General features: G+C 42.0%; 11 protein-coding genes. 10 read left to right on the top strand and 1 reads right to left on the bottom strand.

What is annotated here, in order from left to right; genetic code table 11:
• The first annotated feature begins 85 nt into the window (after positions 1–85).
• The 8 genes from dxs (at position 86) to C6Y01_RS06630 (ending at position 10,290) form a co-directional block, all read left to right on the top strand.
• Positions 86–1,987 (top strand): 1-deoxy-D-xylulose-5-phosphate synthase, encoded by a 1,902-nt coding sequence (gene dxs, locus C6Y01_RS06670; protein ID WP_034661250.1) that lies wholly within the window; start codon positions 86–88, stop codon positions 1,985–1,987.
• Positions 1,984–2,838 carry a TlyA family RNA methyltransferase gene (locus C6Y01_RS06665; RefSeq protein WP_034661248.1) on the top strand — a complete coding sequence of 285 codons (855 nt, stop codon included), beginning with the start codon at positions 1,984–1,986 and terminating at the stop codon, positions 2,836–2,838. The genes dxs and C6Y01_RS06665 overlap by 4 nt, the downstream gene beginning before the upstream one ends.
• A gap of 162 nt (positions 2,839–3,000) precedes the next feature.
• Positions 3,001–3,450 carry a transcriptional regulator AhrC/ArgR gene (ahrC, locus tag C6Y01_RS06660; RefSeq protein WP_034661246.1) on the top strand — a complete coding sequence of 150 codons (450 nt, stop codon included), beginning with the start codon at positions 3,001–3,003 and terminating at the stop codon, positions 3,448–3,450.
• 33 nt (positions 3,451–3,483) lie between these two features.
• A complete protein-coding gene (gene recN / locus C6Y01_RS06655) occupies positions 3,484–5,217 on the top strand; it encodes a DNA repair protein RecN (protein ID WP_106037972.1) in 1,734 nt (577 codons plus the stop codon).
• Positions 5,218–5,415: 198 nt separating this feature from the next.
• Positions 5,416–6,693: a SpoIVB peptidase gene (gene spoIVB / locus C6Y01_RS06650; RefSeq protein WP_034661244.1), complete on the top strand. Its 1,278-nt coding sequence runs from the start codon at positions 5,416–5,418 to the stop codon at positions 6,691–6,693.
• Positions 6,694–6,978: 285 nt separating this feature from the next.
• Positions 6,979–7,782 carry a sporulation transcription factor Spo0A gene (spo0A, locus tag C6Y01_RS06645; protein WP_012010520.1) on the top strand — a complete coding sequence of 268 codons (804 nt, stop codon included), beginning with the start codon at positions 6,979–6,981 and terminating at the stop codon, positions 7,780–7,782.
• A 444-nt stretch (positions 7,783–8,226) separates the two neighbouring features.
• A complete protein-coding gene (locus C6Y01_RS06635; RefSeq protein ID WP_066030680.1) occupies positions 8,227–9,327 on the top strand; it encodes a Rap family tetratricopeptide repeat protein in 1,101 nt (366 codons plus the stop codon).
• A 225-nt stretch (positions 9,328–9,552) separates the two neighbouring features.
• A complete protein-coding gene (locus C6Y01_RS06630) occupies positions 9,553–10,290 on the top strand; it encodes a glycerophosphodiester phosphodiesterase (RefSeq protein WP_034661241.1) in 738 nt (245 codons plus the stop codon).
• A gap of 34 nt (positions 10,291–10,324) precedes the next feature.
• Here the strand turns inward: C6Y01_RS06630 and C6Y01_RS06625 are convergent, their stop codons facing one another.
• Complete coding sequence (locus tag C6Y01_RS06625) at positions 10,325–10,561, bottom strand: DUF2627 domain-containing protein (RefSeq protein WP_034661240.1); 237 nt, start codon at positions 10,559–10,561, stop codon at positions 10,325–10,327.
• Positions 10,562–10,710: 149 nt separating this feature from the next.
• Between C6Y01_RS06625 and C6Y01_RS06620 the strand changes: the two genes are divergently transcribed.
• Positions 10,711–12,783, top strand: coding sequence for a sigma-54 interaction domain-containing protein (locus C6Y01_RS06620; protein ID WP_034661239.1), 2,073 nt, complete (start codon positions 10,711–10,713; stop codon positions 12,781–12,783).
• 125 nt (positions 12,784–12,908) lie between these two features.
• Positions 12,909–13,802, top strand: coding sequence for a phosphate butyryltransferase (yqiS, locus tag C6Y01_RS06615; RefSeq protein WP_034661238.1), 894 nt, complete (start codon positions 12,909–12,911; stop codon positions 13,800–13,802).
• Positions 13,803–13,816 lie beyond the last annotated feature (14 nt).

Genomic DNA, 13,816 nt, shown 5'->3' with positions numbered 1-13,816 from the left:
ACAACTCTTATTCCGCATTGGTTTTCAAAGGAATAAGGCATTATATATGTATATAGAAATTTTGTTGAAAGCGAGTTGATCCTAATTGGATCTTTTATCAATAAAAAATCCAACGTTTCTAAAAGGAATGTCAAATGCAGAATTAGAGGAGCTTAGTGCTGACATTCGCATGTTTTTAATTGAGTCCTTAGCTAACTCTGGCGGGCATATCGGTCCGAACCTGGGAGTCGTTGAACTGACTGTTGCGCTTCATAAAGTATTTGACAGCCCAAAAGACAAATTTCTCTGGGATGTTGGACATCAGTCTTACGTTCATAAGCTGTTAACGGGAAGAGGGGCGGAGTTTGATACACTTCGTCAATATAAAGGGCTTTGCGGTTTTCCTAAACGAAATGAAAGCGAGCATGATGTTTGGGAGACAGGTCACAGTTCCACCTCGTTATCTGGCGCGATGGGTATGGCGGCAGCGCGGGATATCAAAGGGACAGATGAATATATTCTGCCTATTATCGGAGACGGCGCACTAACCGGAGGTATGGCGCTAGAAGCCTTGAATCATATCGGTGATGAAAAGAAAGATATGATAGTGATCCTAAACGACAATGAAATGAGTATCGCACCAAACGTCGGTGCGATTCACACAATGCTTGGCAGATTGCGCACAGCTGGCAAATACCAATGGGTAAAGGACGAACTCGAATATTTATTCAAGCGCATTCCAGCCGTAGGCGGAAAGCTTGCTGCTACAGCAGAGCGGATCAAAGACAGCCTCAAATATTTACTTGTATCTGGCATGTTTTTTGAGGAAATGGGATTTACTTACTTAGGTCCTGTCGATGGACATTCGTATGAAGATCTTTTTGAAAATCTTGAATATGCAAAGAAAACAAAAGGTCCAGTTCTTCTGCATGTCATCACGAAAAAAGGAAAAGGCTACCAGCCGGCAGAATCCGATAAAATCGGGACTTGGCACGGTACGGGTCCATACAAAATCGATACCGGTGATTTTGTAAAACCGGCAGCAGCAGCTCCGTCTTGGAGTGGTCTCGTCAGTGAAACGGTCAGAAAGCTGGCACGGGAAGATGAGCGGATTGTTGCGATCACGCCTGCGATGCCTGTTGGTTCAAAGCTTGAAGGCTTTGCGAAGGAATTTCCAGAGCGGATGTTTGATGTAGGAATTGCCGAGCAGCATGCAGCCACAATGGCAGCTGGGCTTGCGACGCAGGACATGAAGCCATTTTTAGCGATTTATTCAACGTTCCTGCAAAGAGCCTATGACCAAGTGCTGCACGATATTTGCCGTCAGAACCTCAACGTATTTATTGGCATTGATCGTGCGGGACTTGTCGGTGCAGATGGAGAAACCCATCAAGGTGTGTTTGATATTGCCTTTATGCGTCATATGCCGAATATGGTACTTATGATGCCAAAAGATGAAAATGAAGGACAGCACATGGTCAATACAGCCATTCAGTACGATGACGGTCCTATTGCTATGCGCTTCCCGCGCGGTAATGGGCTGGGTGTCAAAATGGATGAACAGCTGAAAACCATTCCGATTGGGTCCTGGGAGGTTCTTCGTCCAGGGAAGGATGCCGTGATTTTAACATTTGGTACGACGATTAAAATGGCGCTCCAAGCAGCAGAAGAACTTCAAAAAGAAGGGAAATCGATTCGTGTCGTCAACGCTCGGTTTATTAAGCCCCTTGATGAAGCGATGTTAAATGACATCCTTTCTGAAGGCATTCCGATTTTAACGATTGAAGAAGCAGTGCTCCAAGGCGGATTTGGCAGCAGCGTCTTAGAATATATACACGATAAGAAAGCTTCACATATCAAAGTAGAACGTATGGGCATTCCAGATGAATTTATTGAGCATGGAAGTGTTGATGCCCTGCTTGAAGAAATTGGTCTGACGAAGGCACAGGTTGCTGACACTTTACGTGACCTGCTTCCCGCAGCACCAAGAAAAGGAATTGGATCATGACATCAAAGAAAGAACGACTTGACGTTTTATTAGTCGAACAAGGACTAATGGAAACGAGAGAGAAAGCAAAGCGTGCCATCATGGCAGGAATCGTTTACTCAAATGAAAACCGTTTGGATAAACCAGGTGAGAAAATCGCTCGTGATACTCCGCTCACTGTGAAGGGGAACCCTCTGAAATATGTGAGCCGCGGCGGGTTAAAGCTCGAAAAAGCACTAAAAGAATTCGACTTAACCGTTGAAGGGAAATTGCTAATTGATATTGGTTCATCAACAGGCGGATTTACAGATTGTGCTCTTCAAAATGGAGCGGTCAAATCATATGCTGTTGATGTTGGCTACAATCAGCTTGCGTGGAAATTAAGGCAGGATGACAGGGTAATCGTCATGGAGCGCACCAATTTCCGTCACTCCGTCCCAGCAGATTTTACTGAAGGGTTGCCAGAAGTAGCATCAATTGATGTCTCTTTTATTTCACTTAAACTCATCCTGCCGGCTTTAAAGCACATTCTTGTCCCGGGCGGAGACTGTATTGCACTCGTCAAGCCTCAATTTGAAGCAGGCAGAGAGCTTGTTGGGAAAAAAGGCATTGTGCGAGATCCGTCTGTCCACCTTGGTGTACTCGAAGAGATGAATCAATTTGCTGCAAAAGAAGGCTATGATGTAAAGGATGTATCATTTTCGCCTATTACTGGTGGAGACGGGAATATTGAGTTCCTTCTTCATTTAGTGCTTCATCCCGATCAAGAAGAGAATGCGGCACTTCCGGCTTCAGAGCTTGAAAAGGTCGTCAAGGAAGCCCATTCGGTATTGAAAGAAAAGAAAAACAGCCCTGAGCCGGCTGACACATGAGATCATCGAAACAAAAGGAATAATAGCTCGCTATTATTCCTTTTTACATGGTCAAAAGACGAGAATTGACCGTTTCTCACGTAATGCTTGTTTTTTGAACTGTGGTTCATATAACATAGAACGTAAAGACAAACTGAGATCAAACGCCTAGGGGGGTCAAACATGAATAAAGGTCAAAGACATATTAAGATTAGAGAAATCATTGCGGGCCAAGAGATTGAAACACAGGATGAACTAGTCGATATTTTAAAAGCCGATGGATATAACATCACACAAGCGACCGTTTCAAGAGATATTAAAGAATTGCATTTAGTGAAAGTGCCGACGAACAATGGAACATATAAATACAGTCTTCCTGCGGATCAGCGGTTTAACCCGCTGTCTAAACTGAAGCGATCCTTAATGGATGCATTTATCAAAATGGATGCTGCCAGTCATTTAATCGTCCTCAAAACCATGCCCGGTAATGCTCAGGCCATTGGGGCTTTAATGGATAATTTAGATTGGGAAGAAATCATGGGAACCATTTGCGGAGATGATACCATTTTGATCATTTGCCGCACACCAGATGATACGGAGACAGTTTCGAGCAAAATTTTAGAACTGCTATAAAGAATCAGGTTTACAAAAAGAGGTGTCAAATGAGTGTTAGCAGAACTAACCATTAAAAACTTTGCAATCATTGAAGAGTTAACGGTTTCGTTTGAAAAAGGACTCACAGTCCTAACAGGGGAAACAGGTGCTGGAAAATCCATCATGATTGACGCAGTCTCACTTCTTGTAGGAGGGAGAGGGTCGTCTGAATTTGTTCGTTATGGTGAAAAAAAGGCAGAACTGGAGGGGCTTTTTCTTGTGCCAGCCGATCACCCTGTATTTGCTTTATGCGAAGAGCAGGGAATTGACGCATCGGATGAAATGATGATTCTTCGCCGTGATATTAACAATAACGGAAAAAGCATCTGCCGCATCAATGGCAAACTTGTCACGATCTCACTTTTACGCGAAGTAGGACGCCTTTTGCTCGATATACATGGGCAGCACGATAACCAGTTATTGATGGAGGATGAAAATCATCTGCATTTGCTCGATCAATTTGGAGCAGAAGAAATTGCACCTGCTTTGTCACAATATCAAGAAGCATATGAGCAATATACAAAGACAGCCCAAAAGCTAAAACAGCTCTCTGAGAATGAGCAAGAGATGGTGCACCGGTTAGATTTACTGCAATTTCAGCTAGAGGAGATTGAAGCGGCACAATTAGAGCCGGGAGAAGATGAGAAGCTTCAAGAAGAGCGCCATCAGATCAGCAACTACGAAAAAATCTTTTCCTCACTCCAAAACGCATATAATGCCTTGCGCAATGAGCAGGGAGGACTTGATTGGGTTGGCATGTCATCAAGCGAGCTCGAGCAGGTTTCTGAGATCAACGACGATCTGAAAAAGCTATCCGAACAAGTGTCGAACTCCTATTACTTATTAGAGGATTCGACGTTCCAAATGCGAAGCATGTTGGATCAATTAGAGTTCGACCCAGCACGTCTTGATTTTATTGAATCTAGGCTGAATGAAATGAAGCAGTTAAAACGAAAATATGGGACAACGGTTGAGGAAATTTTGGAGTATGCGGCGAAGATAGAAGAAGAAATAGATCAAATTCAAAATCGAGATAGCCACCTGCAGACGCTTAAAAACAAACTGGATGCAATGAGCCGTGATGCCTTGCTGGAAGCTCTCAACGTTTCGGAGCTTCGTAAAAAATGGGCCACAAAGCTAGCGAAGCAAATTCAAACGGAACTAAAGGATTTGTATATGGAGAAGTCATCGTTTGACACAGCTTTTTCCATTCGGTATGCGCCTTTTGGCAGTACGGACTATCCGCTGCTAGATGGAAAGCCCGTCCAGCTCGGAAAAAACGGAATCGACCAAGCACAATTTGTTATTTCTACAAATACAGGCGAACCGATGAAATCTTTATCAAAAGTAGCCTCGGGTGGAGAAATTTCACGTGTCATGCTCGCCGTGAAAAGTATTTTCTCAGCCAAACAAGAAGTCACGTCCATTATTTTCGATGAGGTGGATACGGGCGTAAGCGGCAGAGTGGCACAGGCGATTGCCGAAAAAATTTACAAAGTAGCAGCTGGCTCACAAGTGCTCTGCATTACGCACCTCCCGCAAGTAGCAGCAATGGCTGACACGCATCTCTTCATTTCTAAACGCTCTAAAGCTGGCAGAACACTGACGAGCGTCAAACCATTAAGTCATGAAGAAAAAGTGAGTGAAATTGGCAGGATGATTGCGGGTGTGGAAGTCACTGAGCTGACAAAACAGCACGCAAAAGAATTGCTGCATCAAGCAAATGATGTCAAAACAACAGGGTAGCTGAAAAACCAGCTGCCTTTTTTATATTGTGTCAAAATCGCTGTATATACCCGCGAAATCGTCTTTTTCTTTTATCAATTTATCCAATCATTTTCTATAGGTGCCGGTTATAAATCCTAGCGAAGAAGGCAAAAGTAAAGATGTAGCCAAAACATGAGTGTTCTGGTGTGGGTAAGGAGCGAGGAGAGTGAAAAATGAATGCCCGAAAAGATGAGAAAAGCCATTGGTGTGATTCTCCTTGTTTCTTTAATAAGTACAGGGTTTATGAGCATAGTGAAGGAATACATCAGCATTCCAACAAATGTTGCTGTATTTGAAAAACAGAAGCACTCAATTGACACATCAATAGAAGCGTCAGCCAATGCTTCTTCACAAGCCTTTAGTCTTTCAGAGAAAAAGAATCAGCTTGAAGTGACAGGACAAAAGGCGGGAAAAGCCGAAATTGTTTATGATTTTAAAGGATTTCCTATTAAGAAAACAAAAGTCGACGTTCTCCCTGAATTAAAAGTCGTTCCTGGAGGACAATCCATTGGCGTCAAGCTCCACTCAGTAGGAGTTCTCGTTGTAGGTTTTCATCAAATCACAACAGCAGACGGCAAAAAATCACCAGGCGAAGCCGCAGGCATTCAATCAGGGGATATGATCATTGAAATCAATGGTCAAAAGATGGAGAAAATGAATGACCTCACCCCATTTATCCAGAAAGCAGGAAAAACAGGTGAAACGCTTCGTTTACTCATAAAAAGAGACCATAAAACCTTTCAAACAACATTAACACCCGCAAAAGATGCAAGTGAAGGCACCTATCGAATTGGTCTTTACATTCGAGATTCCGCAGCAGGAATCGGCACGATGACCTTCTTTGAACCATCTTCTAAAAAATATGGTGCCCTTGGGCATGTGATTTCTGACATGGATACAAAAAAACCAATCGTTGTCAACAATGGTGAAATTGTCAGATCAACCGTGACATCAATTGAAAAAGGCACAGGAGGCAATCCTGGAGAAAAATTGGCGAGATTCTCTTCCGAACGAAAAACGATAGGGGATATCTCCCGCAACAGCCCATTTGGTATCTTTGGTACGTTAACCGAAAAGCTTGAAAATCATGTATCAGACAAACCGCTTCCAGTCGCTTTATCAAATGAAGTAAAAGAAGGTCCAGCAGAAATTTTAACCGTTGTGGATCATGATAAAGTGGAGAAGTTTGATATTAAAATCGTCAGCACGACACCGCAGAAATTCCCGGCAACAAAAGGGATGGTATTGAAGATAACAGATGAACGTCTTTTAAGTAAAACGGGCGGTATCGTCCAAGGCATGAGCGGAAGCCCCATCATCCAAAACGGAAAGGTCATTGGAGCGGTCACACACGTATTTGTCAATGATCCGACAAGCGGGTACGGCGTACACATTGAATGGATGCTGTCAGAAGCAGGAATCGATCTTTATCAAAAAAACAAAAAAGCAAGCTGATCATCAAACTGCCGCGAATCTCCCGGCAGTTTTTTTCTCCCCTTTCTTTCTCTGCCATCATGTTATAAAATAAGGAAAAAGAGATTTTTCGACAAAATGGAAAATAGCATGTTGTCAAATTGCAATAATCGTCGATTCGTTAAGAAAAACGTAGAAAAAGCTAGATAATGCTCTATTATTCGGAAAATTAAAGTTTTTTAAAGGGGATAGCATGGTTTTGTCGAATTGAACACTCAGAAGAGAAATGCAAAAGACTAAAGGAATCGACATTGGGGAGGAAAGAACGTGGAGAAAATTAAAGTGTGTGTAGCTGATGACAATCGAGAGCTTGTTGGCCTTTTGACAGAGTATATTGAGGGACAGGAAGATATGGAAGTACTTGGCGTGGCGTATAATGGCCAGGAATGTCTGACATTATTTAAAGATAAAGAGCCCGACGTTCTCCTCTTAGATATTATCATGCCTCATTTAGACGGTCTTGCTGTACTGGAGCGCCTCCGTGAAAACAATGACATGACCAAACAGCCAAGTGTGATTATGCTAACGGCGTTCGGTCAAGAAGATGTCACGAAAAAAGCAGTTGATTTGGGCGCATCCTATTTCATCTTAAAGCCATTTGATATGGAAAACCTAGTCGGTCATATTCGTCAAGTCAGTGGAAACGGCACACAAGTCACCCATCGATCTTCATCTATCCAAAACAGTGTCCTTCGGAACAAACCTGAACCGAAACGTAAAAACTTAGATGCGAGCATTACGACGATTATTCATGAGATTGGCGTACCCGCTCATATTAAAGGATATTTATACTTAAGAGAAGCGATTTCGATGGTGTACAATGACATTGAGCTTCTCGGAAGCATCACAAAAGTGTTGTACCCAGACATCGCGAAGAAATTTAACACGACTGCCAGCAGGGTAGAACGAGCGATTCGCCATGCGATTGAAGTTGCTTGGAGCAGAGGAAACATCGATTCCATTTCTTCACTCTTTGGTTATACAGTCAGCATGTCTAAAGCGAAACCAACCAATTCTGAATTTATCGCGATGGTAGCTGATCGTCTGCGCTTAGAGCATAGAGCTAGCTAGTTCATTTTCATAAAAAAACGTTTCTTCAAAGAGGCGTTTTTTTATTTTGAAAAAACATTGTCAAAAATTGGTCGTATTGATACAATCATTTGGACAAACTCGGCTTGCTTTATTTTCGGAATAAAATGAAAAATAAAGCATGAAAGAAATGGGGATGACATAAATTAGTGATAATCAGCTACGCCAATCAATTGTTTGGTCTTCAAATAGAAGAAGAAAAAGCTCATTCGTAAGGAAAAGGATGAGAGGAAAAGGTCTGATGGATTTGGTAAATAAAGCAAATGGGATCGAAAGTTCTATTTCTATTGACCTGATTGGTTGGCGTTTTAAAGTCACTGGCTTCTTAGAGATTGTGCCATTTGAACTGAATATTCCCATTGTCGAATTTAATAATTTTCACATTCTTTTACTATGCTATAATAATGAGAAGAAGAGGGTGAGGTTATGGGAAAGCTGAAAATCCACTCTGCTGAGGTAGCGAACGAAATTAGCAAGTGGACGAGGGTCATTTCTCAGAATGACCTAGAAAAATCTGCTGTCTATAAAGAGAAAATTCAGAATTTGCTAAAAAATACAGATGAAGACCGTGAAGTTCTCCTTTATTATCAGCTTGTTAATGGCAGACATGAAATGTTACTTGGAAATATTGAAAAAGCCAATCACATTATGAAGAGTGTCGGAACGCTCGATGAGAAAGCAGATGACATTATTAATTTTTATTTTTACTTTTACAAAGGCCAATATGCTGCATATGTGAAAAAGTATGATGAAGCCATCAGTTTTTATAAAATTGCAGAACAGCGCCTAAAACGTGTGAATGAAGACCTGGAAGTAGGAACTTTTCACCATAAGGTTGCTTCAATCTATTACGAACTGAAACAAAATTTCATATCCATTAATCATATCAAAAAAGCCATCGATACGTTCAAAGCGCATGAAGAGTATACAGCGCAGGCGATTGACAGTTTGATTTTACATGCAAGTAATTGTATTGATTTGTTTCAATTTGAAGAGGCAGAAGAAAAATACCAAGAAGCACTTGAGAAAAGTAAACGCATTAACAATGAAGTGCTGATTGGGAAATGCTATCACAATTTAGCCGTTCTTTATTATGCGAAGCCTGATTATGAAAAAAGCGCACAATATGCCAAAAAAGGGATGGGCATTCAAATTCACCGTGACAATAGCCATTATTACATCCAATCTTTATATGTTCTGGCAAATGCCTTGGTTCATCTAGGAGATCAAGAGGCGAAGGAATATATTAAAGAGGGTATTCAGTATAGCTGTGATATCCAAAATAATGAATATATAGTAAAATTTGAAATTTTGGATTTGATGTGCGAAAATAGTGGAGCAGCAGACGTATTCTCTGAAAAATTAGACTACATAGAAAAAAATAGATTATATGTGGAGCTTGAGGATTTGTCTGAACAAATATCGAAATACTTCAAGGAACGAAATGACTATCAAAACGCCATTCGTTTTCTTGAAAAGAAATTCGATGCACAAATACTTCAAAAGAAAGTGGAGGTTATCTTATGAAAAAGTTGTTGTTAGGTGTAACCGTCGTTACAGCAGTCGCAGTTGTTTCTTCCCTTTTTGCTCTTGACGCAGAGACGACAGAGCAAGCCATCAGAGCGATTACGTGATCGAATTTATCTGTGAGCCTCTTCGTACTAATCAGAAGAGGTTTTTTATGTGCTCAAACTGGAAAAATGAAAAGAGACACGTCATAATGAAAGGAAGCATCATACTTAGAGGTGACCTATGACGAAAATTTTTGCACACCGAGGTTTTAAAGGAATCTACCCTGAAAATACCATGATAGCCTTTGAGCAAGCACTCCATTCTGGAGCTGACGGAATTGAGCTCGATGTTCAGCTGACGAAAGATGGCAAGCTTGCTGTCATTCACGATGAGAAGCTGAACAGAACAACGAATATGAAGGGATTAGTGAAAGACCATACATATGAAGAGTTAAAAGCAGGAGATGCGAGTCATTCTTTCTATGAAGAAACTGGTGCTGTATCCATTCCTCTTTTAGACGAAGTATTGGAGCTAGTGACGCAGCAATCATCACTCATCATCAATATTGAACTGAAAAATTCCATTTATCGATATCCTGGTATTGAAGAGAAAGTAAAGGAGCAAATTGAACACTTTCAAATAGAAGATCGTGTACTTGTCTCATCGTTTCATCATGGGAGTTTAGCTCTTTTTCACAAGCTGATGCCGCATGTTGAGCTTGCTGTTCTCACAATGGATGTGATTCATCAGCCGGAGATGTACTTAAAAACAGTGCCTGCAAGAGGTTATCATCCGAATATAAAGGGCGCAGGGGTGACAAAAGAAGTCGTGTCGGCTCTCCGTGCCGCTCAGCAAGTGATCAGGCCGTTTACGGTAAACAGTGAAAAGCAGATGAAAAGCATGTTTTCCTTAGGTGTCGATGGAATTTTCACTGATTTTCCTGACAGAGCCGTCAAAATAAGAGAAGAAATGAAATAAAGACCTGCTATCAGAAGCGGGTCTTTTTTCATGTCTATCTCTGCTTAAAGCGGGTGGTCACTTTATTGCGTTTGCGGTCTCTATATAAAATAAAGCCAGCGACTACATAAAGACCTCCTCCTAAAAATAATAACCCTGCAATTCCTTGCAGCCATAAAAATGGAAATGGTGCAATGATGATGCCGAAAACCGTGTCACGCAGCAGCTTAATCCCAAGTGCAGCAAGCGCGCCAGGTATTAAAATAATCACTAATGCAAGTATTCTCCCCATCAAATGTCCCCTTAAACGTCATTTACTTCCATTGTCTAATTCAAAAAATATTTTGTCAAGAAAGGAAAACGTGGTAATATAAGAGTTGTGCAATTTTTTGCAACGGAAAAATATGGTGTGCAAATTTTTTCATATAAAGGGGTAACGGGATGCAGAGAGTCTTGATTGTCGGTGCAGGACACGGTGGATCAATATTGCTTGAAACATTGCTGAAAACAAATATGATTCAAATCGTTGCGATCGCCGACCTTGATCTTGGGGCACCGGGGATGGTAGAAGCGAAAAAGAATGGAATCGATACGACAACGGATTGGAAAGAATACATAAAAGATGACATTGATATCATCATTGAAACAACGGGCAGTTCAGCTGTGCTTAAAGAACTGATGAAAGAAAAACGAGAGCATGCTGTCATTGTTCCGAGTTCGATGGCATACGTCATATCAGAATTAATGTCAGAAAAGCATCAGCTCATTCAAATATTAAAGGAACAAACCTATAAACATGACCGCATTTTTAATGCAACGAACGATGGCATGATTTTTATTAATATGGATGAAGAAGTCGTCCTATTTAATCGGTCGGCTGCCAAAATGGTTGGATGTTCGCAAAAAGATGCGATTGGCCGTCACATACGTGAAGTCATTCCAAACACAAAGCTTCCCGATATTTTAAGATCGAGGGAGCCTGAATTTAATCAAAAACAATTTCTGAATCAGCAAATACAAATTGTCACAACGCGTTTGCCAATTATTGATGACGCAGGAAGAATGCTGGGCGCTTTATCGATCTTCAAAGATATTACAGATGCGGTGGAGCTTGCGGAGGAAGTCACAAACCTCAAAGAAGTGCGGACAATGCTTGAGGCCATTATTCAATCATCGGATGAAGCGATATCCGTCGTAGATGAGCAGGGGAAAGGAATTTTAATCAACCGAGCTTACACGAAAATGACGGGGTTAACAGACAAAGAAGTTGTGGGCAAACCAGCAGGTGCGGATATTTCTGAAGGCGAAAGCATGCATTTGAAGGTGCTTGAAACGAGAAGGCCGGTTCGAGGCGTTAGAATGAAAGTCGGACCAAATAAGAAGGATGTGATCGTCAACGTAGCGCCAGTGATCGTTGATGGCATTCTAAAAGGCAGTGTCGGCGTCATTCATGACGTATCAGAAATTCAATCACTCACCAATGAATTGAATAAAGCAAGACAGCTCATCCGTACACTTGAAGCAAAGTACACTTTTGAAGACATTATTGGAGAAAGTGAGCAAATGCTTGTGGCACTTGAGCAGGCAAAGCTAGGGGCAAAAACACCAGCCACCATTTTACTCAGGGGAGAATCAGGTACTGGGAAAGAGCTGTTCGCGCACGCTATACACAATGAAAGTGACCGGAAATATAATCGCTTTGTAAGAGTCAACTGTGCGGCCTTATCGGAAACCCTTTTAGAGTCAGAGCTTTTTGGCTACGAGGAAGGAGCGTTTTCTGGTGCAAGGCGCGGCGGTAAAAAAGGGCTGTTTGAAGAGGCAAATCACGGCAGTATTTTTTTGGATGAAATTGGTGAAATGACGCCAAGTACACAAGCGAAATTATTACGCGTCATGCAGGAGAAAGAAATTGTCAGAGTAGGCGGAACTAAAGCCATCCCTGTTGATGTACGTGTGATCACCGCAACAAATGTCAATATTGAAAAAGCGATGGCGGAAGGAAAATTCAGAGAGGACTTATATTATCGCATGAACAGATATCCGATCTCTATTCCGCCGCTAAGGCAGCGCCTTGAAGATATTGACTCCTTAAGCAAACGTCTCATCCAGAAGATCAATTTAGACTATGGACGAAATGTGAGCGGCTTAACGGAAGGGGCGCTCGATAGACTTCGATCCTACAGCTGGCCTGGAAACGTAAGAGAACTGGAAAATGTCCTTGGACGAGCCATGATCTTTTTGAACCCGCAAGAAGAATGGATCGATGAAGATCATATTTCCTTCATGGAGTCAGAAGAGCAGGAAGAAAAAGAGCAGCAGGAACTGGCTGTCAGTCAATTTGAGGGAGAGACACTTTCGGATGCTGTTGAGGCATTTGAAGCGCAGCTGATTAAACAAACCCTTGAAAAGCATCAATTCAACCGCACGAAAACAGCGAAAACGTTAGGGATTAGCATTCGAAACCTTTACTATAAAATGGATAAATATCAACTTGCAAAAGATAGCATGCAATAAAATGCATGTTACCTGCAAAAAATTGCATGTATTTCATGCGAAATGTCTTATGTCGCTGCATTTCAAGCTGGCACAGAACTTGCATATGAAAACCATGAACCGAGCATAAGGAAAGGTGGACATATATGAAGCTTGACGATCTGATTATGAAAGCCGCCCAGCTGCAAAATAAAACTGCTGCTGTGGCTCATGCAGAAGACGAAGAAGTGCTTCATGCCATCAAGATGGCAATTGAACGAAAGGTCGCTCGCTTCCTGCTGGTTGGGAACAAACGCAACCTGAAGGAGCTGGTGAAACAGCATGAGATCAATGAGGACTGGATAGATATTATTCATTCGGATTCTCCTGAAGAATCAGCCAAAATTGCCGTGCAGGCAGTGAGTGAGAAGCATGCAGATATATTGATGAAGGGGCATGTCCCGACAGCCGTTCTTTTAAAAGCGGTACTGAATAAAGAGTACGGGCTGCGGACAGCGAGTGTCCTATCACATGTCGCGGCATTCGAAGTGCCGGGCTTTGATCGTTTTATTTATGTCACGGATTCTGCGATGAACATCGCGCCCGATTTAAATATGCTCAAAGAGATCACGATCAATGCTGTTCAAGTAGCACAAGCTGTCGGAAACGACATGCCAAAGGTGGCAGTGTTATCTGCGGTAGAGGTCGTGAACCCGGCAATGGATTCAACTTTGACAGCGGCAAGTCTGGCACAAATGAATAGGCGAGGTCAAATTTCTGGCTGCCTCATTGACGGGCCTCTTGCTTTAGACAATGCCATTTCTCAAACGGCAGCTTCTCATAAAAATATTACAAGTGATGTCGCCGGTCATGCAGATATTTTGCTTGTGCCAACGATTGAAGCAGGGAACATTCTTTATAAATCTCTCATCTACTTTGCACATGCAAAGGTGGGAGCTGTGGTGGCAGGAGCGAAGGCGCCGATTGCCTTAACAAGCCGGTCGGATACAGCCGAAAGTAAGCTTTATTCAATTGCACTTGCCATCTGTACATCAAATTAAGCGGAAGTCATAGG

It is taken from the genome of Bacillus sp. NMCC46, assembly GCF_002998465.1.
Taxonomy (GTDB): Bacteria; Bacillota; Bacilli; order Bacillales; family Bacillaceae; genus Bacillus.
Note: the sequence above shows the minus strand (reverse complement) of the source record. Positions and strands in the feature narration are given on the sequence as shown.